Source organism: Pseudomonas sp. W2Jun17 (genome assembly GCF_023127795.1).
Lineage (GTDB): Bacteria > Pseudomonadota > Gammaproteobacteria > Pseudomonadales > Pseudomonadaceae > Aquipseudomonas > Aquipseudomonas synxantha_A.
On the sequence record NZ_SPKO01000007.1, the window covers coordinates 90,191 to 110,826 of the forward strand.

A 20,636-nucleotide genomic window follows, 5' to 3' on the forward strand; every position below is an offset into this window, starting at 1 on the left:
AATAGGTGACCAGCTTGGGCCGCACTTTAAGATAGCCTCGCTGCCAGCCAGCTGACTGCTAGATTACAACTTTGTCAGCTTGCGCCCATACCCTTGCGCCCACGGTATAAAGGCCCGCGCTTACCCCTTGCCAAGAGCCCAACATGAAACTGCTGATCGTCGAAGACCAACCCAAAACCGGCCACTATCTGCGTCAAGGCTTGGCCGAGGCTGGCTTTACCACCGAACTGGTGGCCGACGGCACGACCGGCCAGCACCTGGCGCTGAGCGGGGATTATGACTTGTTGATCCTCGATGTGATGCTTCCGGGCCGCGACGGCTGGCAGATCCTGCAGGCGGTGCGCAGTGCCGGCCTGGACATGCCGGTGCTGTTCCTCACCGCTCGCGATGCGGTGGAGGACCGCGTACATGGCCTGGAACTGGGCGCCGACGACTACCTGGTCAAGCCCTTCGCCTTTTCCGAACTGCTGGCCCGGGTGCGCACTTTGTTACGCCGTGGCAGCAGCACACCGCAGGAAACCACCCTGCAACTGGCCGACCTGCGCCTGGACCTGATCCGTCGCCGCGTCGAGCGCGACGGCCAGCGCATCGACCTCACCGCCAAGGAGTTTGCCCTGCTGGAAATGCTGCTGCGTCGCCAGGGCGAGGTGCTGCCCAAGACGCTGATCGCGTCCCAGGTGTGGGACATGAATTTCGACAGCGACACCAACATTATCGAAGTGGCGATCCGCCGCCTGCGCCTGAAAGTCGACGATAACTTCCCCAACAAACTGATCCACACCGTGCGCGGCATGGGTTACGTGCTGGAGGAGCGCTTCACGTGATCAAGCGCCTGTCCCTGACCAGCCGCCTGGCGCTGCTGTTTGCCGCCTGCACCGCGGTGGTCTCGTTGATCGCCGGCGTACTGTTCAATCGCGCCAGCGAAGCGCACTTCGTCGAGCTGGACCAGCAACTGCTCGACAGCAAGCTGGTGGCCCTGCGCAGTGCCTTGCAGGGTGTCGACTCACGTGAAGCCTTCGCCCTGCGCGGCCCGCAATTGCGCGCCGAGCTGGATCACCAGCCCGACTTCACCGTGCGCATCACGGCGGCCGGCCAGCGCTGGGTGGACGGTGCGCCGAACCTCAATGTGCCCGCCGCCCCGGGCCTGCACAGCCTGCAAAACGCAGGCACCGACTACCGTGTGTACAACGCGCCGTTGACGCCCGGCCAACCCGGTTCGCCACAGCTGAGCCTGATACTCGACATCACCCACCACCAGCACTTCCTGGAGCATATGCAACGCTTGATCTGGCTGACCGTCGGCCTCTCCGCGCTGGCTACCGCCCTGCTCGGCGCATGGGCCGCACGCAGTGGGTTGCGACCGTTGCGGCGCATGGGCGAGGTGGCCGCCAGCGTATCCGCCCACTCCCTGACCCAACGCCTGCCCCAGGCGCAAATGCCGGTGGAGCTGGCGGAACTGGCTCAGGCCTTCAATGCCATGCTGGGGCGCCTGGACGACGCGTTCCAGCGCCTGTCGGCGTTCTCCGCCGATATCGCCCACGAGCTGCGCACGCCGCTCTCCAACCTGCTGACCCAGACCCAGGTCATCCTCACTCAACCGCGCCCGCTGGAGGACTACCGCGAGGCACTGCACAGCAACCTCGAAGAGTTGCAATGGATGGCGCAACTGGTCAACGACATGCTGTACCTGGCCAAGGCCGACCACGGCTTGCTGATGCCCAACCGTGAAGCCCTGAATCTGGGCGATGAGGTCGACGCACTGTTGGAGTTTTTTACCCTGCTGGCAGAGGATGCGCAGGTCACGCTGGTACGCGAAGGCAGCGCCCATACGCTGGGCGATCGCGGCATGTTGCGCCGGGCCCTGTCGAACTTGCTGGATAACGCGCTGCGGTTTACTCCACCAGGCGGTGAAGTGCGGGTGCGGATAGAGAGTGGCGTGACACTGACAGTTGAGAACACCGGGGAAGGTATTCCTGCGCAGCTGTTGCCGCGGCTGTTTGACCGGTTCTACCGAGCCGACCCGTCAAGGCGGCCAGGCAGCAGTGAACATGCGGGGCTGGGGTTGGCGATTACCCAGTCGATTGTGCGGGCGCATGGGGGGAGGATTTATTGTGAGTCGCAGGCGGGCTGGACAAGGTTTGTGATTGAGTTGCCCAAGGGAGATTGATGCAAGCTGGGCCGGCCCTATCGGGGGCAAGCCCCCGATAGCGGTCTAAGACCTTACGAATATCTCAAGGCATGGGCCGGCTCAATCTTCGCCGCCCGATACGCCGGGTAAATCGTCGCCAAAAAGCTCAACACAAACCCCGCCGAGCAAATCAGCAACACATCCCCACCTTGCAGCTCCGAAGGCAGGTTGCTGACAAAATACACATCCGAACTAAAGATATGCTGCCCGCTCACCCGCTCCAGCCAACCTACCAGTTCGCTCACGTTCAGCGCTGCAATTACCCCCAGCACGCCGCCGATCAAGGTGCCGACCACGCCGATCACCGTGCCCTGCACCATGAAGATAGCCATGATCTGCCGAGGCGTGGCGCCGATGGTGCGCAGGATCGCGATGTCCGCGCCCTTGTCGTTCACCACCATGATCAACGTGGCGATGATGTTGAACGCAGCGACTGCGACGATCATCAGCAACAACAGACCGATCATGGTCTTTTCCATCTTCATCGCGCTGAACAGGCTGCCCTGGGTGTGGGTCCAGTCATCCGGCTTGTAAGCCGCGCCGAGGCTGGCAGCGATATCCGCCGAGACTTTGGGCGCTGCGTACAGGTCCTTCACCGCTAGGCGCACGCTTTGCACCTGGTTGGGCTGCCAATGCTGGATTTCTGCCGCGTCGGCCATGTGGATCAGGGCCATGGAGCCATCCAGCTCGGCGCCGACCTTGAAGATGCCCACCACGTTCAACCGCTGCATACGCGGGGTGATTCCACCCGGGGCGCTGCTGAGTTCCGGGACGATCAGGGTCAGCTTGTCGCCCACGTTCAGGCGAAAGCGCCGCGCGGTGATATCACCGACCACCACGCCGAACTCACCGGGTTTGAGGTCGTCCAGTTTGCCGCGCACGATGTGCTGGGTCACGATCGACACCTTGCCTTCCTGGGCCGGGTCGACGCCGCTGATCTCGATCGGCTGCATGGCGCCCTTGTAGGAGAACATGCCGTCCATCTGTGTGAACGGTACCGCAGCTGTAACTTGCGGATTCTTCATCGCGGCAGCCGCCACCGGTTGCCAGTCATCAATCGGCTTTACGCCGACGATGGTGGCGTGGGGCACCATGCCGAGGATGCGCGAGCTCATTTCGCGCTGGAAGCCGTTCATCACAGACAGCACCACGATCATGGCCAATACGCCCAGGGCGAGGCCGATCATCGAGGTCATCGAGATAAACGAGACAAAACGGTTACGGCGCTTGGCGCGGGTATAGCGCGTGCCGATGAAAATGGATAACGGTCTGAACATTCGCGTACACCGCCTGAAAAAATGAAAAAGCCCGACGCCAGGCGCCAGGCTTGAAACAGGTCAGATGGCGACCAGGTGACCTTCCTGCAGGTGCAACACGCGGTCCATCTGCCGGGCCATGCTCATGTCATGGGTCACCACCAGGAACGCGGTGCGCATCTGGGTGCTCAGTTCCAGCATCAAGTCCTTGATGCCCTGGGCGGTGTGGGAGTCGAGGTTGCCGGTCGGCTCGTCGAGCATCACCAGGCCAGGGTTGTTCACCAGGGCGCGGGCAATCGCCACACGCTGGCGCTCACCGCCGGACAGTTCGGCCGGCTTGTGCTCCAGGCGATGGCCGAGGCCGACGCGTTCCAGCAAGGCGGTGGCACGTTGGCGCGCCTCCGGGATCGCGGTCTTGCCGATCAACAGCGGCATGCACACGTTTTCCAGGGCGGTGAATTCCGGCAGCAGGTGGTGGAACTGGTACACAAAGCCCAGCGAGCGGTTACGCAGTTGGCCTCGAGCCTTTTCATTCAACGCCGACAGTTCTTCGCCGGCCAGCCATACGCTGCCCTGGGACGGCGTATCGAGGCCGCCCAACAGGTTCAGCAAGGTGCTTTTGCCGGAGCCGGAACTGCCGACGATCGCCACGCGTTCGCCCGGATGCAGCTCCAGTTGCAGGTTCGACAGCACGACCACCGATTCCGGGCCTTCCTCGTAGGATTTGCCCAGGTTGCGGCAGCTCAGGATTGCTTTTTCACTCATGCCCGATTCACTCATAACGTAATGCCTGTGCTGGCTGGGTACGTGCCGCGCGCCAGGCTGGATACAGGGTGGCAAGGAAGCTCAGGACCAACGCGGCGCCGCCCACCATCAGCACGTCCTGGGTTTGCACCTGGGACGGCAAGTAGTCGATGAAGTAGACGTCAGCGTTGAGAAACTTGTGGCCGATCACTTTTTCAAGCAAGGCGATGGCGGCGCTGACGTTCAGCGCGGCCAGAATGCCCACCGCGGTACCGATCAGGGTGCCGACCACGCCAATCACGGTGCCCTGCACCATGAAGATCGCCATGATCTGCCCCGGCGTGGCGCCCAGGGTACGCAGGATGGCGATATCGCCCTTCTTGTCGTTCACTACCATCACCAGCGTGGAAATGATGTTGAACGCAGCCACGGCGACGATCAGCAGCAACAGCAGGCCGATCATGGCTTTCTCCATGCGGATGGCCTGGTAGAGGTTGCCGTGGGTACGGGTCCAGTCGCGGGCGTAATACTCGGATTCACCCAAGTGCTGGGCAATTTCCCAGGCGCCGCGCGGGGCGTCGAACAGGTCGTTGAACTTCAGCCGCAGGCCCTGCACCTGGTCCGGCTGCCAGCGATGCAGGCGGGCCAGGTCGGTAAGGTTGGTCAGGCCGATGTAACCGTCGATCTCGCCGGCGCCGACGTGGAAGGTACCCACCACGGTAAAGCGCTTCATGCGCGGGAACATGCCCGCCGGGGTCACGGTGACTTCCGGAGCGACGAAGGTCAGCTTGTCGCCAACGCCCACACCGAGCTTGGCCGCGGCCTTGTCACCGATAACGATGCCGAAACTGCCAGGGGCCAGGTCGTCGAGCTTACCTTGCTGCATGAACTTGTCGATGATCGAGACGTTGCGTTCCTGGGCCGGGTCGATGGCATTGAGCAGGATCTTCTGCACCTTGCCGTCGTTGGTCAGCAACCCCTGCATCTGGGTAAACGGCGCGACCGCCACCACCTTGGGGTTCTGCTTGACCTTGGCGGCCAGGCTTTGCCAGTCGTTGATGGGCGCATCGCCCTCGATGGTCGCGTGGGGCACCATGCCCAGCACACGGGTACGCATCTCATGATCGAAGCCGTTCATCACCGACAGCACCACGATCATCACAACCACGCCCAGGGCGAGACCGATCATCGAGGTCAAGGAAATGAACGACACAAAATGATTGCGACGCTTTGCACGGGTATAACGCGTGCCGATAAATACGAAGAGAGGTCTGAACATGTCGGGGCTTGTTCGGAGGAAAAGAAGACGTCCCGGTGGCGGGGTCTGGTAAGCAGCTTTACACTCAGACCATTACCGTTACCTGGGGTTCGCCATGTCGACATTAGATGAAGAAGAGCGCCGCGAATACTACCGTATCGACGACATGATCGCACTTCAAATCAGCACATTGTCTGGCCCCGACGCGGAGAGCAAGGAAGTGTTGCTGGATGATTCGCCGCTGTTCAATCTGCTCAGCGAACTGCACCTGAGCGAATTCGAAGCCCAGCACCTGCTGCGTCAGATCAGCGAGAAAGATCGCAGCCTGGCGGCCTTCCTCAAGGTACAAAACAAGCGCTTGGATCTGCTCAGCCAAGTCATGGCCCGCGGCCTGCTGGCTGAAGTGGGCGCGCCGCAACCGGTGATTCTTTCCGAAGGCGGCATCGACTTCCGGCACCCTACCCCGCTGGCCCCCGATACCCATCTGGCAGTCAAGCTGGTGCTGATGCCCCAAGCGCTCGGCCTGTTACTGCGCGCACGGGTAACCCATTGCGATCCCCAGGGCGAGGGCTTTGATGTGGGCACGGAATTCGAATCCATGACCGATGCCCAACGCCAACTGCTGGCGCGCTACATCCTGCAAAAGCAGGCGCAGGAACGCCGTCTGGCGCGAGAGCAAAGCGACGACCTCTGAATACCTATTCATTCCGCCAGCGATCCTGGCGCAAAGGAGCAACTGTGACCCTGATCTACGGCCATCGCGGTGCCAAAGGCGAAGCACCGGAAAATACCCTGACCAGTTTTCAGGAATGCCTCAAGCACGGCGTACGTCGTTGCGAACTGGACCTGCACCTGTCCATGGACGGCGAGCTGATGGTCATCCATGACCCGACCCTCAAGCGCACCGCCGACCGGCGCGGCAAGGTCGTCGAGTACTCGGCGGCTGATCTGGTGAAGATGGACGCGCGCAAAGGCGGCCCGGGTTGGGTCAGCCCGTGCCCGATCCCACGCCTGGAGGAGCTGTTCGAAAAGTGCGACTTCGATCACTGGCAACTGGAAGTCAAAAGCGCTTCACGCACTCGCGCTGCGACCACCGTGCTGGCGATCCGTGAGATGGCCGTACGCTTTGGCCTGATGGACAAGGTCACCGTGACGTCAAGCTCACGGGAGGTGTTGAAAGCCGCAGTAGAACTCACCCCGGACCTGTCACGCGGGCTGGTGGCCGAGTACGCCTGGCTCGACCCGTTGAAGGTCGCGCAGAACTACGGCTGTGAGTACCTGGCATTGAACTGGACGTTATGCACCCCTGAGCGGCTGGAGAAAGCCCAGCGCCAGGGTTTGCATGTATCCGTGTGGACGGTCAACGAACCTGCGCTGATGCGCAGGCTCGCCGACTTCGGCGTAGATAGCCTGATTACAGACTTTCCCGGTTTGGCCACTGCCACTCTCGGGAATTACTGAAATCGGTCTCCCCGGCCGGCTCAGGCCACCGGCCGGAGCCGCTCAAAAAAGCCGGTTGAGGCCGTCGTAGGCGGCTACCCGATAGGCTTCGGCCATGGTCGGGTAGTTGAAGGTGGTGTTGACGAAATACTTGAGGGTGTTGAGATCACCCGGCTGGCTCATGATCGCCTGGCCGATGTGCACGATCTCCGACGCCTGGTAGCCGAAGCAATGCACGCCGAGGACCTCCAGGGTTTCACGGTGGAACAGAATCTTCAGCATGCCTTGCGGCTCACCGGCAATCTGCGCACGCGCCATGCTCTTGAAGAACGCCTTGCCCACTTCGTAAGGCACCTTGGCCTTGGTCAGTTCGTGCTCGTTCTTGCCGATGGAGCTGATCTCGGGAATCGTGTAGATCCCGGTCGGCACATCATTCACGTAGCGCCAGCTGCCATTGTCGACGATGCTGCCGGCGGCCGAACGGCCCTGGTCATGGGCGGCACTGGCCAGGCTTGGCCAGCCGATCACGTCACCGGCACCGTAGATATTGGTTACGCAGGTGCGGTAGTTCTCGTCCACCTCGATCTGGCCACGGCTGTTGACCTTGACCCCAATATTTTCCATACCCAGCTTGTCGGTGTTGCCGGTACGGCCATTGCACCACAGCAAGGCGTCGGCCTTGATCTTCTTGCCGGACTTGAGGTGCAGGATCACACCGTTGTCCAGGCCTTCGACCCGCTCGTACTCTTCGTTGTGGCGCACGGTGATGTTGTTGTTGCTGAAGTGGTAGCTCAACGCCTGGGAAATTTCCGAGTCGAGGAAGCTCAGTAACTGGTCACGGTTGTCCACCAGCTCCACCAGTACACCCAGGCCGCTGAAGATCGAGGCGTATTCGCAGCCGATCACGCCGGCGCCATAGATGATCAGTTTGCGCGGGGTGTGGCCCAGGCTGAGGATGGTGTCGCTATCGTAGATACGCGGGTGGTGGAAATCGATGTCCGCCGGGCGATACGGGCGCGAACCGGTGGCGATGATGATGTGCTTGGCCACCAGCTTCTCGACCACGCCATTGGCGCAGACCACTTCGACGGTTTGCTCGTCGGCGAAGCTGCCGGTGCCGAAGAACAGGTCGACGCGGTTACGGGCGTAGTAGCCGGTACGCGAAGCGACTTGCTTGGAGATGACTTTTTCGGCGCTTTTCAACACGTCCGGGAACGAGAACCAGCGCGGTTCGCCAATAGCCCGGAACATCGGGTTGGTGTTGAACTGCATGATCTGGCGCACGGAGTGACGCAACGCCTTGGACGGGATGGTACCCAGGTGGGTGCAGTTGCCGCCGACCTGGCGACGGCTATCGACCATCGCCACCTTGCGCCCTGCTTTGGCAGCGTTCATCGCCGCACCTTCTCCAGCCGGGCCGGAACCCAGTACCACCACGTCGTAGTTGTAGACAGCCATGCGTACTCCTCAGAACAGGCCAGGCGTACGGTTGGACGCCGGGCTAAATCATGCCGCGGCCAGCGGTCATGAAGGACAATTTGGCTCAAGTGTGTGAACCGGGGCACAGTCTATAGAAGGCCGAGCGCCGCGAACATTAACCCTTGGTCGCGTCGTAGGCCAGTGTTGCCATACTACAGGACGCAAATCAGCGCCGAATTGAGGGTGAGCCTTATGCGACAACTATTTTTTTGTTTAATGCTGATAGTGTCGCTCACGACGCACGCGAACGATGCGAAGCGGCTCAAGCAGGCAAGCTTCCCCGCACAGGTCGAGGGGCTGGCCCTGAAAAACCAGGCGGTGTTCAACTATCTTTGGGCGGATGTGTATGCGGCGGCGCTGTATGCACCGGCTGACCTCGCTGCAAAGCAAGCCTGGGAGCAACAGAAGGCTGTGCGCCTGGCGTTGTATTACTTTCGCGACATTGACCGCGATGATGTAATCAAGGCGGCCACGGTAACCCTGGAACGCCAGCAAGCCAATGCTCGATTAAAGCCGCAGTTGGATCAGTTGCACGCCAGCTTTCGCAACGTCCGCAGCGGTGATCGTTATGCCCTGGATTTTCGTCCGGGCCGTGGGTTGAAGCTGGAGATCAATGAGCAGGTGGTGTTCAGCAGTCGTGATGAGGAACTGGCGCGGGCCTACCTGGGCATCTGGCTGGCGCCCAAAGGGCTGTCTGATGAGTTGCGCGACAAGTTGCTGAATTGATGTGTCGGCTGTAGCACCGCCATCGGGGGCAAGCCCCCTCCCACAGTTGACCGAGGCCACCCTGAAGGAATACGACCCAATGTGGGAGGGGGCTTGCCCCCCGATTAGGCCCTCCAGGCAACGCAAAACCCACAGCCATAAAAAAGCCCCGAACCAGTCGGGGCTTTCTCATTCAGCCCAAAGGCTTAGCGCGGGAACGCAGGCGGGTTGACCCCAGCCATGTCTTCCATCACGCGAACCACTTGGCAGCTGTAGCCAAACTCGTTGTCGTACCACACGTACAGCACAACACGGTTGTCCTGGGTGATGGTCGCTTCAGCGTCCACCACACCGGCGTGGCGCGAGCCAACGAAGTCGGTGGAGACCACTTCCTGCGAGTTGACGAAGTCGATCTGCTTGTGCAGGTCGGAGTGCAGCGCCATGTAGCGCAGGTACTCGTTCATCTCTTCGCGGGTGGCGGCTTTCTCAAGGTTGAGGTTGAGAATGGCCATCGACACGTTCGGCGTCGGTACACGGATCGCGTTACCGGTCAGCTTGCCGGCCAGCTCAGGCAGGGCCTTGGCAGCAGCGGTGGCAGCACCGGTCTCGGTGATCACCATGTTCAACGCGGCGCTACGACCACGGCGATCGCCCTTGTGGAAGTTGTCGATCAGGTTCTGGTCGTTGGTGTACGAGTGAACGGTTTCAACGTGGCCGTTGACGATACCGAACTTGTCATTCACAGCTTTGAGCACCGGCACGATGGCGTTGGTGGTGCAGGAAGCGGCGGACACGATCTTGTCGTCAGCGGTGATTTCAGCGTGGTTGATGCCGTGCACGATGTTCTTGAGCTTGCCTTTGCCAGGCGCGGTCAACACGACACGGTCGATACCCGGGCAAGCCAGGTGCTGGCCCAGGCCCTCGGCATCACGCCATACGCCGGTGTTGTCCACCAGCAGGGCGTCCTGGATGCCGTACTGGGTGTAATCCACCTCGGTCGGGTTCTTCGCGTAGATCACCTGGATCAGGTTACCGTTGGCGGTAATGGTGTTGTTTTCTTCGTCAATGGTGATGGTGCCGTTGAACGAGCCGTGTACCGAATCGCGACGCAGCAGGCTGGCGCGCTTGGTCAGGTCGTTCTCGGCGCCTTTGCGCACCACGATGGCACGCAGGCGAAGGCCGTCGCCGCCACCGGTTTTCTCGATCAGGATGCGCGCCAGCAGGCGGCCGATACGACCGAAGCCGTACAGCACCACGTCGGTGCCCTTGCGGGCCGCGGCGTTTTGCTGGCCAACCACATCGGCCATTTCTTCACGCACGAACTGCTCGGCACTGCGGCCGGCGCCTTCCTTGCGGAATTTGTAGGCCAACTTGCCCAGGTCTACCGAGGCCGCGCCGAGCTTGAGCTCGCTCATGGCTTTAAGCAGTGGGAATGTTTCGTGGACGGAGAGTTCGCTGTCGTCGGCGGAGCGATGGCGCGCAAAGCGGTGAGCTTTGAGAATCGCGATGACAGACTGGTTGATCAGGCTGCGGCCATAGATCGAGCTCACCACATTGTTATTGCGGTACAGCTGGCCGATAAGCGGAATCATCGCTTCTGCGAGTGCTTCACGGTCGATCCATTCACCAAGACACTGGTCGGGCTTCTGAGTCACGGGAACCTTCCACATGTAGGGGCAGAAAAAAGGGGCTACATTATGTCGCCCGACTGGCCGTTGAGCAATGCGCGAGGGGCAACAAAAAGCCCTTGCAAAAAAATACCTCCGCGCTACAGCCCAGTAAATACGCGGGTTCCAGAAGGCCACTAGTCCAGCGCCATCGCCGACTTGTCCGTAACCCTCCTAAACATTCACGCATTTTGGCACTACATATTGAGTCAAAACCGGTCATTGTTTGTCTTAGCCACTACATTTCCTACAAACCGTAATAGGCACAGTCAGCAACTGACAGGCGGCACCTGGGGCCGTTACAATTACCGACTTTGTCGCAACGCTTGGAGCTCAACCTTCCGTGCCCGTTCTGCGTCTACCGCTTCTCCCTGCCGCGGCAGGTAAACAGCACTGGGGCAACCTGCCCGGTGCCGCCCTGAGCCTGGCCATTGCCGAGGCTGCCAGCGCAGCCAAGCGCTTTACCCTGCTGCTTACCGCCGACAGCCAAAGTGCCGAACGGCTGGAGCAGGAGCTGAGCTTCTTCGCCCCGGATTTGCCGGTGCTGCATTTTCCCGACTGGGAAACCCTGCCTTACGACCTGTTCTCGCCGCACCAGGACATCATCTCCCAGCGCATCGCCAGCCTGTACCGCTTGCCGGAACTGGCCCACGGCGTGCTGGTGGTGCCGATCACCACGGCGCTGCACCGCCTGGCGCCGACCAAGTTCCTGCTCGGCAGCAGCCTGGTGCTGGATATCGGCCAGAAGCTCGACGTAGAACAGATGCGCACGCGCCTGGAAGCCAGCGGCTACCGCTGCGTCGACACGGTGTACGAGCACGGTGAGTTCGCAGTGCGCGGCGCCCTGATCGACCTGTTCCCGATGGGCAGCAAGTTGCCGTATCGCATCGACCTGTTCGATGACGAAATCGAGACCTTGCGCACCTTCGATCCGGAAAACCAGCGCTCCATCGACAAGGTCGACTCGATCAAGCTGCTGCCGGCGCGGGAGTTCCCGCTGCAAAAAGACGCGGTCACCCGCTTCAAGGCGCGCTTTCGTGAGCGCTTTGACGTGGATTTCCGTCGCTGCCCAATCTTCCAGGACTTAAGCAGCGGGATTACCCCAGCGGGTATCGAGTACTACCTGCCATTGTTCTTCGACGAAACCTCCACCCTCTTCGACTACCTGCCCCAGGACACCCAGGTGTTCTCGCTGCCAGGCATCGAGCAGGCGGCGGAAAACTTCTGGAACGACGTGCGCAACCGCTATGAAGAGCGCCGCGTCGATCCGTCCCGGCCTTTATTGCCGCCCGCCGAACTGTTCCTGCCGGTAGAAGACTGCTTCGCCCGCTTGAAAAACTGGCCGCGCGTGGTCGCCAGCCAACAAGATGTAGACGCCGGCAGTGGTCGGGAACGCTTCCCCGCGGGGCCCCTGCCCGACCTGGCGATCCAGGCCAAAGCCGCGCAACCGTTGGAAGCGCTGTCCAACTTCCTCGGTGACTTCCCTGGCCGCGTGCTGTTTACCGCCGAGTCCGCCGGGCGCCGCGAAGTGCTGCTGGAGCTGTTGGAACGCTTGAAACTGCGGCCCAAGACCGTCGACAGCTGGCCGGATTTTGTAAATAGCAAAGAGCGCCTGGCGATCACCATCGCCCCCTTGGACGAAGGCTTGTTGCTGGACGACCCGGCCCTCGCACTGATCGCCGAGAGCCCGCTTTTCGGCCAGCGCGTGATGCAACGCCGTCGCCGGGAAAAACGCGCAGACGCCAACAATGACGCAGTGATCAAGAACCTCACCGAGCTGCGCGAAGGCGCCCCGGTGGTGCACATCGACCATGGTGTAGGCCGCTACCTGGGCTTGCAGACACTGGAGATCGACAACCAGGCCGCCGAATTCCTCACCATGGAATACGCCGAGGGCGCCAAGCTCTACGTGCCGGTGGCCAGCCTGCACCTGATCGCCCGCTACACCGGTAGCGACGACGCTTTGGCACCGTTGCATCGCCTGGGCTCCGAGACCTGGCAGAAAGCCAAGCGCAAGGCCGCCGAACAGGTTCGCGACGTGGCCGCAGAATTGCTCGACATCTATGCCCGCCGTGCCGCCCGCGAAGGTTACGCGTTCGCTGACCCGAAAGCCGACTACGCCACCTTCAGTGCCGGCTTCGCCTTCGAAGAAACTCCGGACCAGCAAACCACCATCGAGGCGGTGCGCGCCGACATGCTCGCGCCCAAGCCGATGGACCGCCTGGTGTGTGGCGACGTGGGCTTCGGCAAAACCGAAGTGGCCATGCGCGCTGCCTTTATTGCAGTGCACGGCGGTCGCCAGGTGGCGATCCTGGTGCCGACTACCCTGCTCGCCCAGCAGCACTACAACAGCTTCCGCGACCGCTTTGCCGACTGGCCAGTGACCGTGGAGGTGATGAGCCGCTTCAAGTCCGCCAAGGAAGTGAATGCCGCCGTTGCCGACCTGGCCGAGGGCAAGATCGATATCGTCATAGGCACCCACAAACTGCTGTCGGACGATGTGAAGATCAAGAACCTGGGCCTGGTGATCATCGACGAAGAGCACCGCTTTGGTGTGCGCCAGAAAGAACAGCTCAAGGCCCTGCGCAGCGAAGTCGACATCCTTACCCTGACCGCCACGCCGATTCCGCGCACGCTGAACATGGCCGTTTCAGGTATGCGCGACCTGTCGATCATCGCTACGCCACCGGCGCGCCGCCTGTCGGTGCGCACTTTCGTGATGGAGCAGAACAAGAGCACGGTCAAGGAAGCCCTGCTGCGTGAACTGCTGCGCGGCGGCCAGGTGTATTACCTGCATAACGATGTGAAGACCATCGAGAAATGCGCCGCCGACCTCGCCGAACTGGTGCCGGAAGCCCGTATCGCCATTGGCCACGGGCAGATGCGCGAGCGCGAACTCGAACAGGTAATGAGCGACTTCTACCACAAGCGCTTCAACGTGCTGATCGCCTCGACCATCATCGAGACCGGCATCGACGTGCCCAGCGCCAACACCATCATCATCGAGCGCGCCGACAAGTTCGGCCTGGCGCAGCTGCACCAACTGCGCGGCCGCGTCGGGCGCAGTCACCACCAGGCCTACGCCTATCTGCTCACGCCGCCACGCCAACAGATCACTTCCGATGCGGAAAAACGCCTGGAAGCGATCGCCAACACCCAGGACCTCGGCGCCGGCTTTGTGCTGGCCACCAACGACCTGGAAATCCGTGGCGCCGGCGAACTGCTGGGCGATGGCCAGAGCGGGCAGATCCAGGCGGTCGGCTTCACCCTGTATATGGAGATGCTCGAACGCGCAGTGAAAGCCATCCGCAAGGGCGAGCAACCGAATCTCGATCAACCCCTGGGCGGCGGCCCGGAGATCAACCTGCGCTTGCCGGCATTGATTCCCGAAGACTACCTGCCGGATGTGCATGCGCGGCTGATCCTCTACAAGCGCATCGCCTCGGCCACCGACGAAGAGGGCCTCAAGGACCTGCAAGTAGAGATGATCGACCGCTTCGGCCTGCTGCCCGAACCGACCAAGAACCTGGTGCGCCTGACCCTGCTCAAGTTGCAGGCCGAGCAGTTGGGGATCAAGAAGGTCGACGCCGGGCCGCAAGGTGGGCGTATCGAATTCGAAGCGCAGACGCCGGTCGACCCGTTGGTGCTGATCAAGCTGATCCAGGGCCAGCCCAACCGCTACAAGTTCGAAGGGGCTACGCTGTTCAAGTTCATGGTGCCGATGGAACGTGCCGAAGAACGCTTCAATACCCTGGAGGCGCTGTTTGAGCGCCTCATCCCGAAATCCGCTTGAAGGACGCCGCCATGCGCTTGTTCCGCATTCTGAGCCTGTTGTTGGTGGTACTCGCGCCTTCGGCATTTGCCGACAGCCCGTACCAGGTGGAAATGATCCTGGTGCGCCAGAATGCCGAGCCGGTGATCAACAGCCGCGCCGCCCCGGAGAACTGGGACGGCGGCGCCCAGCGCCTGGGCGAGCGGCTGAGCCCGCCGCGCCTGGGCAACATCGTCGAAAAATTGCGCGCCGATTCCAACTACACCGTGCTCGCGCACAAGGCCTGGGAACAGAACCTGGGCGAGCAGCCGGTGAAGATCGCGATCACCGACGGCCAGGAGCAATTCGGCCAGTTCCCTATCGAAGGCGTGCTGAGCCTGCAACTGGGTCGTTTCACCGACATCGATGCCGACTTCTGGATCAACCAGTTCGACGGCAACGGCAGCGTGATCGCCAGTGAACACCTGGCGCAGAAAGACGTACGCACCAAGAACAACCAGCTTAATTACCTGGACGGCGGCCACCTGGCGTTGCTGATCAAGATCACCTCGCTGACCGCCAAGCCGCCCAGCGCAACGCCGCCCGACATGCAGGACTGATCCAGCGCCATGCCCCTCACTTCGCCTCTGACCAAACCCCTGGCCCCTTCGTGGGCCAATCGCTTCAAAGAGCAGAGCCTGGAGCGCGGGCGGCGTTACGCACTGGAAAATCGCGTGCGTATCGTCGAGTGCGGTGACAGCACCATTACCGCCAGTTGCGAAGGCTCCGGCGGTAACGTCTATCGGCAAACCATCTCGTTGCGTGAGTCGGCCAAGGGCCTGCTGATCCTGGTGGATAGCCGCTGTACCTGCCCGGTGCACACCAACTGCAAACACATCGCGGCGGTGCTGCTCAAGGTCCAGGAAACCCTGGCCTACCCGGCGGCGACCCAGGATGCGCAACTGCTGGAAAAACTCCAGGCCGTGCTGGATAACCGCGTGGTCCTGCCGCAGGTGGTCATGGAGGATGTGCGGCCCGTGCCACGCCTGTGGCTGGCGAGCATCGAGTTCAGCGCGTTCGAACCGCGCAACGGCAAGATGCAGCGCTATATCCAGCACCGTGCGGCACTGTCGTTCAACTACCTGGGCAATTACGTCAGTGGGCAAAAGAACGCCGATATCATCGTGCGCCAGGACACCCAGAGCCTGCGAATCAAGCGCCACCCCGAGCTGGAACAAGCCTGTCGCGAACAGCTGCGTCTGCTGGGTTTCAAGATCGCTACGCGCCAAAGCAAGGCCTTGCCTGAAAGCGCCGGCGAGCTGTTCGAGATGGTCAATGACAGCGCCTGGCTGAACTTCACGCTCAACTCATCGCCCACGCTGCGGGCCGAGGGCTGGGAGCTGCAAATCGATGAAGACTTCGGTTTCGACCTGAGCCCGGTGGACGACTGGTACGCCAGCGTCGATGAAGCGCCGGAGCGTGACTGGTTCGACCTGGAGTTGGGCATCATCGTCAATGGCGAGCGGTTGAGCCTGCTGCCGATCCTGTTGAACCTGATGCGCTCCCACACCGAGATCCTCAACCCGGAAAAACTCGCAAGGCGCCGCGATGATGAACTGATCCTGGTGAATATCCCCGGGCTGCCCAACGGCCACGGCCCGCTGCAAGTGGCGCTGCCCTACGGGCGCTTGAAGCCGGTGCTGGCGACTCTCGGCGAGTTCTACCTGCAAGAAACCGGCACCACGACGTTGCGCCTGGCCAAGGCCGACGCGATCAGGCTCAACCCGCTGGAAGACCTGCCGTTGCAATGGGAGGGTGGCGAGAAGATCCGCAACTTCGCCCAACGCCTGCGGGACATCAAGGACTTCACCTGCGTGGCGCCCGAGGGCCTGAACGCAACCTTGCGCCCCTATCAACTGGAAGGCTTGAGCTGGATGCAGTCACTGCGCCAGTTGGAAGTGGGCGGGATTCTCGCGGACGACATGGGCCTGGGCAAAACCCTGCAAACCCTGGCGCATATTCTCACCGAGAAAATCGCCGGGCGCCTTGATCGGCCCTGCATGGTCGTGATGCCCACCAGCCTGATTCCGAACTGGCTCGACGAAGCAGCGCACTTCACCCCGCAACTGCGGGTGCAGGCGCTGTACGGCGCAGGGCGCAAGAAACACTTCGCCAACCTGCACGACTACGACCTGCTGCTGACCACCTATGCCCTGCTGCCCAAGGACATCGACACGCTCGCCGCCCTGCCCTTGCATGTATTGATCCTGGATGAAGCGCAGTACATCAAGAACCCGTCCAGCAAGGCCGCCCAGGCCGCACGCGAGCTGAATGCCCGCCAGCGCCTGTGCCTGAGCGGCACGCCATTGGAAAACCACTTGGGTGAACTGTGGTCGCTGTTCCACTTCCTGTTGCCGGGTTGGCTGGGCGACGTGAAGAGCTTCAACCGTGATTACCGCGTGCCGATTGAAAAACGCGCCAGTGACGTGCGCTTGCAGCACCTCAACGGTCGAATCAAACCGTTCCTGCTGCGCCGCACCAAGGAACAGGTGGCGACCGAACTGCCACCCAAGACTGAGATCATCCACTGGGTCGACCTCAACGAGGCCCAGCGCGACGTGTACGAAACCATGCGTCTGGCCATGGATAAAAAAGTCCGCGACGAAATCACCCGCAAGGGCGTGGCCCGCAGCCAGATCATCATCCTTGAAGCGCTGCTCAAACTGCGACAAGTGTGCTGCGACCTGCGCCTGGTCAACGACGCCACTCTGCCGGCGCGTGGCAGCAGCTCGGGCAAGCTCGACAGCCTGATGGACATGCTTGACGAGCTGTTTGCCGAAGGCCGCAGGATTCTGCTGTTCTCGCAGTTCACTTCGATGCTGAGCCTGATCGAAATCGAACTGAAAAAACGCGGGATTGCCTACGCATTGCTGACCGGCCAGACCCGTGACCGACGTACACCGGTGAAGGATTTCCAGAGCGGCAAGTTGCAGATCTTTTTGATCAGCTTGAAGGCCGGTGGCGTGGGTTTGAACCTGACCGAAGCCGACACGGTGATTCACTACGACCCGTGGTGGAACCCGGCCACGGAAAACCAGGCCACCGACCGTGCGTATCGCATCGGGCAGGAAAAGCCAGTGTTTGTGTACAAGATGATTGCGCGGGGCACGGTGGAGGAGAAAATTCAGCACTTGCAGAAGGAGAAGTCCGACCTTGCGGCGGGGGTTCTGGATGGCCGGACCACTGGCGATTGGCAGTTGGGTAATGAGGATATCGAGGCGCTCTTCGCACCACTGCCTAATAAGCAAGAGAAGCGCTGACTGTTAGATCGCTATCGCAGGCAAGCCAGCTCCCACACTTGAATGTATTCACACATCAAAATGTGGGAGCTGGCTTGCCTGCGATGGCCGCGCTTCGGTTTTCAGCCGATCAACTGCGCATCGCGCAACGCAGTAAGCGCTGTCAGCCAACGCGGGTCCTGCTTATAGTCCGTTGAGGCAACCGCCTGCCCACGCATACGCGCTATCCGCGCCGATGGCGTGACCTTCATCCGCTGTGCTGCACTCAGCGCCAACTCGGCCGCCGCACGGTCATTGCACACCAAGCCCATGTCACAACCAGCGGTCAACGCCGCTTCGATACGGCTGGCCGCATCGCCGACCACATGGGCGCCCGCCATGGACAGGTCATCACTGAAGATCACCCCGTCGAACTGCAACTCACCGCGCAGGATGTCCTGCAACCAGCGACGCGAAAAACCAGCAGGCTGGGCATCAACCTGCGGGTAAATGACGTGCGCCGGCATCACGGCGGCCAATTGCTTACTCAAGCGTGCGAAAGGCACCAGGTCATTGGCACGAATCTGTTCCAGGCTGCGTTCGTCATTGGGAATCGCGACGTGGGAATCGGCCTCGGCCCAACCGTGCCCGGGGAAGTGCTTGCCGGTGGCGGCCATACCGGCGCTGTTCATGCCGCGAATAAAGGCACCGGCCAGTACGGCGGCGCGCTCGGGGTCGCCTTCGAAGGAGCGAGTGCCGACCACGGCGCTGCGTTGGTAATCCAGGTCCAGCACTGGGGCGAAACTCAGGTCGAGACCCACGGCCAGTACTTCGGTGGCCATGATCCAGCCGCACTGTTCTGCCAGGTATTCAGCGTTGGGGTTATCGGCCAGCGCGCGCATGGCTGGCAGGCGCACAAAGCCCTGGCGCAGGCGCTGTACGCGCCCGCCTTCCTGGTCGACCGCCAGCAGCAGGTCCGGGCGCACCGCACGGATCGCCGCACTCAGCTCGCGAACCTGGCGTGGATGCTCGATATTGCGCGCAAAAATAATCAGACCGCCCACTTCCGGTTGGCGCAACAGGTGACGATCCTCGGCCGTCAGCCAGGTACCGGCAACGTCGACCATCAAAGAACCTTGCAGGGCAGCAGTCATAAACCTTCCTTAAATAACGCACACAACCCGTCGGGCTGACCAGGCACGGTCAGCACGACGGGTTGCGGATAAATAGCTGAAATCGGCATGGCGGCTAGCTTAGCGGATGCTAGCGGCCACGCACACCCAGGGGCGATCAAACCTTGGCAGCGACCGGTGCAGTTTTGCTGCGTGGGCGCAATTGGGCGGCGGCCATGGTCGAGTCGGTGACGCCGGTCTCGGCGCGCATACCCGCAGCGAGGAACGGCACCATCAGGCGCATCACCTGTTCGATCGAGGTGTTCACGCCGAAATCGGTCTCGGCTATCGCTCGCAACGCCTTGATCCCGGACATGCTGAACGCCGCAGCGCCGAGCATGAAATGCACGCGCCAGAACAGTTCGATAGGCGGAATACGTGGGGCCGCCTCGTTGACCAGCAACATATAGCGGCGGAATACTTTGCCGTACATGTCTTCCAGGTAACGACGCAGGTGGCCTTGGCTCTGGCTGAACGCCAGGCCCAGCAGGCGCATGAAGATCGACAGGTCATTACCACTGCGAGGTTGCACGACCAACGCCTGCTCTACAAGAATTTCCAGCAGATCTTCCAGGCTTGGCTTGTGATCAGCCTTGGCCTGGCGGCGCTCCAACTCACGGTCGAGGCTGGCACAGAATGGCCCCAGGAAGCGGGAAAACACCGCTTGGATCAGGGCTTTTTTCGAGCCGAAATGATAGTTCACGGCAGCGAGGTTGACCCCAGCCTTGCTGGTGATCAGCCGCAATGAGGTTTCAGCAAATCCTTTTTCCGCGAACAATTGCTCGGCAGCATCGAGAATGCGTTCAACGGTTTCCGACTGGGCCATGGCTACTCCGCCTGACAAACACTTGTTTGAAACATACGTTTCAGAGTGTGTCTTGTCAAGCCTGCGGGTTCGCTTTCCGGCCGGGCAGTCACCCCTTTCATCGCTATTTAATCACATCCCTTTCGCCGTGTAGGCAACACCCTATCTACGTTGTAGGAAGGGTGACGCATGACCGTCCAGCGGAGTCGCGCAAAAGGATGATTGCCAAGCGCAGTTCACTGTATATAATCCCAGTCACTGTATAAAAAGACAGAGCGATCAACATGCTAAAACTGACGCCACGCCAAGCCGAGATTCTGGCCTTCATCAAGCGCTGCCTCGATGACAACGGTTACCCGCCTACCCGTGCGGAGATTGCCCTGGAACTGGGGTTCAAGTCCCCGAATGCCGCGGAAGAACACCTCAAGGCGCTCGCTCGCAAAGGCGCGATCGAGATGACTCCAGGGGCTTCACGCGGTATCCGCATCCCTGGCTTTGAAGCCAAGGCCGACGAATCGACACTACCGATCATCGGCCGCGTCGCTGCCGGTGCGCCGATCCTGGCGCAGCAGCACGTCGAGGAATCCTGCAACATCAACCCGACCTTCTTCCATCCTCGCGCCGACTATCTGTTGCGTGTGCACGGCATGAGCATGAAGGACGTAGGCATCTTCGATGGCGACCTGCTCGCAGTGCATACCACCCGTGAAGCCCGCAATGGCCAGATCGTCGTCGCCCGTATCGGCGATGAGGTCACGGTCAAACGCTTCAAGCGTGAAGGCAGCAAGGTCTGGCTACTGGCCGAGAACCCTGAGTTCGCCCCGATTGAAGTCAATCTGAAAGATCAGGACCTGGTGATCGAAGGCTTGAGTGTCGGCGTCATTCGTCGCTAA

General features: G+C 61.3%; 16 protein-coding genes. 9 read left to right on the forward strand and 7 right to left on the reverse strand.

Annotated elements, in window-relative coordinates; all coding sequences use genetic code 11:
- Window positions 1-143 precede the first annotated feature (143 nt).
- Together E4O98_RS03615 and E4O98_RS03620 are read left to right on the forward strand one after the other, a co-directional pair.
- Window positions 144-824 (forward strand): heavy metal response regulator transcription factor, encoded by a 681-nt coding sequence (locus E4O98_RS03615; protein ID WP_005786195.1) that lies wholly within the window; start codon window positions 144-146, stop codon window positions 822-824.
- Window positions 821-2,167: a heavy metal sensor histidine kinase gene (locus E4O98_RS03620; RefSeq protein ID WP_103733541.1), complete on the forward strand. Its 1,347-nt coding sequence runs from the start codon at window positions 821-823 to the stop codon at window positions 2,165-2,167. The genes E4O98_RS03615 and E4O98_RS03620 overlap by 4 nt, the downstream gene beginning before the upstream one ends.
- Before the next feature lie 53 nt (window positions 2,168-2,220).
- Here the strand turns inward: E4O98_RS03620 and E4O98_RS03625 are convergent, their stop codons facing one another.
- From E4O98_RS03625 to E4O98_RS03635, 3 genes are read right to left on the reverse strand one after another with little or no spacing between them, the layout of a single operon-like run.
- The gene (locus E4O98_RS03625) at window positions 2,221-3,465 is read right to left on the reverse strand and encodes a lipoprotein-releasing ABC transporter permease subunit (protein ID WP_005786190.1); all 1,245 of its coding nucleotides are present in this window, start codon (window positions 3,463-3,465) and stop codon (window positions 2,221-2,223) included.
- A 60-nt stretch (window positions 3,466-3,525) separates the two neighbouring features.
- Window positions 3,526-4,209 (reverse strand): lipoprotein-releasing ABC transporter ATP-binding protein LolD, encoded by a 684-nt coding sequence (gene lolD, locus E4O98_RS03630; RefSeq protein ID WP_019818240.1) that lies wholly within the window; start codon window positions 4,207-4,209, stop codon window positions 3,526-3,528.
- 7 nt (window positions 4,210-4,216) lie between these two features.
- Window positions 4,217-5,467 carry a lipoprotein-releasing ABC transporter permease subunit gene (locus tag E4O98_RS03635; RefSeq protein ID WP_032877209.1) on the reverse strand — a complete coding sequence of 417 codons (1,251 nt, stop codon included), beginning with the start codon at window positions 5,465-5,467 and terminating at the stop codon, window positions 4,217-4,219.
- A gap of 94 nt (window positions 5,468-5,561) precedes the next feature.
- Between E4O98_RS03635 and E4O98_RS03640 the strand changes: the two genes are divergently transcribed.
- Together E4O98_RS03640 and E4O98_RS03645 are read left to right on the forward strand one after the other, a co-directional pair.
- Entirely contained in the window at window positions 5,562-6,140 is a 579-nt protein-coding gene (locus tag E4O98_RS03640; RefSeq protein WP_032877210.1) for a PilZ domain-containing protein, read from the forward strand.
- 44 nt (window positions 6,141-6,184) lie between these two features.
- On the forward strand, window positions 6,185-6,907 hold the full coding sequence (locus E4O98_RS03645) for a glycerophosphodiester phosphodiesterase family protein (RefSeq protein ID WP_003172585.1): 723 nt from the start codon (window positions 6,185-6,187) through the stop codon (window positions 6,905-6,907).
- A 42-nt stretch (window positions 6,908-6,949) separates the two neighbouring features.
- Here E4O98_RS03645 and sthA read toward each other — a convergent pair whose 3' ends face one another.
- Entirely contained in the window at window positions 6,950-8,344 is a 1,395-nt protein-coding gene (gene sthA / locus E4O98_RS03650) for a Si-specific NAD(P)(+) transhydrogenase (protein WP_056847305.1), read from the reverse strand.
- Window positions 8,345-8,557: 213 nt separating this feature from the next.
- Here sthA and E4O98_RS03655 point away from each other — a divergent pair, with 213 nt between their 5' ends.
- Complete coding sequence (locus E4O98_RS03655) at window positions 8,558-9,091, forward strand: chalcone isomerase family protein (protein WP_078820627.1); 534 nt, start codon at window positions 8,558-8,560, stop codon at window positions 9,089-9,091.
- Between the two features lie 185 nt (window positions 9,092-9,276).
- Here E4O98_RS03655 and E4O98_RS03660 read toward each other — a convergent pair whose 3' ends face one another.
- Window positions 9,277-10,740, reverse strand: coding sequence for a glyceraldehyde-3-phosphate dehydrogenase (locus E4O98_RS03660; RefSeq protein WP_032803369.1), 1,464 nt, complete (start codon window positions 10,738-10,740; stop codon window positions 9,277-9,279).
- A gap of 340 nt (window positions 10,741-11,080) precedes the next feature.
- On the opposite strand from E4O98_RS03660, the gene mfd reads away from it, so the two are divergent.
- From mfd to E4O98_RS03675, 3 genes are read left to right on the forward strand one after another with little or no spacing between them, the layout of a single operon-like run.
- Window positions 11,081-14,530: a transcription-repair coupling factor gene (gene mfd, locus E4O98_RS03665; protein WP_248134169.1), complete on the forward strand. Its 3,450-nt coding sequence runs from the start codon at window positions 11,081-11,083 to the stop codon at window positions 14,528-14,530.
- Between the two features lie 11 nt (window positions 14,531-14,541).
- Window positions 14,542-15,108, forward strand: coding sequence for a CsiV family protein (locus E4O98_RS03670; protein ID WP_248134171.1), 567 nt, complete (start codon window positions 14,542-14,544; stop codon window positions 15,106-15,108).
- Window positions 15,109-15,117: 9 nt separating this feature from the next.
- Window positions 15,118-17,808 carry a DEAD/DEAH box helicase gene (locus tag E4O98_RS03675; protein WP_248134173.1) on the forward strand — a complete coding sequence of 897 codons (2,691 nt, stop codon included), beginning with the start codon at window positions 15,118-15,120 and terminating at the stop codon, window positions 17,806-17,808.
- A gap of 101 nt (window positions 17,809-17,909) precedes the next feature.
- Here E4O98_RS03675 and nagZ read toward each other — a convergent pair whose 3' ends face one another.
- Window positions 17,910-18,920, reverse strand: a complete 1,011-nt coding sequence (gene nagZ, locus E4O98_RS03680) for a beta-N-acetylhexosaminidase (RefSeq protein WP_032877216.1) — start codon at window positions 18,918-18,920, stop codon at window positions 17,910-17,912.
- A 136-nt stretch (window positions 18,921-19,056) separates the two neighbouring features.
- Window positions 19,057-19,764, reverse strand: a complete 708-nt coding sequence (locus E4O98_RS03685; RefSeq protein ID WP_248134175.1) for a TetR/AcrR family transcriptional regulator — start codon at window positions 19,762-19,764, stop codon at window positions 19,057-19,059.
- Window positions 19,765-20,027: 263 nt separating this feature from the next.
- On the opposite strand from E4O98_RS03685, the gene lexA reads away from it, so the two are divergent.
- Window positions 20,028-20,636: a transcriptional repressor LexA gene (lexA, locus tag E4O98_RS03690; RefSeq protein WP_003172575.1), complete on the forward strand. Its 609-nt coding sequence runs from the start codon at window positions 20,028-20,030 to the stop codon at window positions 20,634-20,636.

Bases quoted from the DNA above. Each gene is read 5' to 3' on its own strand.
- E4O98_RS03615 (WP_005786195.1), top strand. From the start codon at position 144: ATGAAACTGCTGATCGTCGAAGACCAACCCAAAACCGGCCACTATCTG.
- E4O98_RS03625 (WP_005786190.1), bottom strand. From the start codon at position 3,465: ATGTTCAGACCGTTATCCATTTTCATCGGCACGCGCTATACCCGCGCC.
- lolD (WP_019818240.1), bottom strand. From the start codon at position 4,209: ATGAGTGAAAAAGCAATCCTGAGCTGCCGCAACCTGGGCAAATCCTAC.
- E4O98_RS03635 (WP_032877209.1), bottom strand. From the start codon at position 5,467: ATGTTCAGACCTCTCTTCGTATTTATCGGCACGCGTTATACCCGTGCA.
- E4O98_RS03640 (WP_032877210.1), top strand. From the start codon at position 5,562: ATGTCGACATTAGATGAAGAAGAGCGCCGCGAATACTACCGTATCGAC.
- sthA (WP_056847305.1), bottom strand. From the start codon at position 8,344: ATGGCTGTCTACAACTACGACGTGGTGGTACTGGGTTCCGGCCCGGCT.
- E4O98_RS03655 (WP_078820627.1), top strand. From the start codon at position 8,558: ATGCGACAACTATTTTTTTGTTTAATGCTGATAGTGTCGCTCACGACG.
- E4O98_RS03660 (WP_032803369.1), bottom strand. From the start codon at position 10,740: ATGTGGAAGGTTCCCGTGACTCAGAAGCCCGACCAGTGTCTTGGTGAA.
- E4O98_RS03670 (WP_248134171.1), top strand. From the start codon at position 14,542: ATGCGCTTGTTCCGCATTCTGAGCCTGTTGTTGGTGGTACTCGCGCCT.
- E4O98_RS03675 (WP_248134173.1), top strand. From the start codon at position 15,118: ATGCCCCTCACTTCGCCTCTGACCAAACCCCTGGCCCCTTCGTGGGCC.
- nagZ (WP_032877216.1), bottom strand. From the start codon at position 18,920: ATGACTGCTGCCCTGCAAGGTTCTTTGATGGTCGACGTTGCCGGTACC.
- E4O98_RS03685 (WP_248134175.1), bottom strand. From the start codon at position 19,764: ATGGCCCAGTCGGAAACCGTTGAACGCATTCTCGATGCTGCCGAGCAA.
- lexA (WP_003172575.1), top strand. From the start codon at position 20,028: ATGCTAAAACTGACGCCACGCCAAGCCGAGATTCTGGCCTTCATCAAG.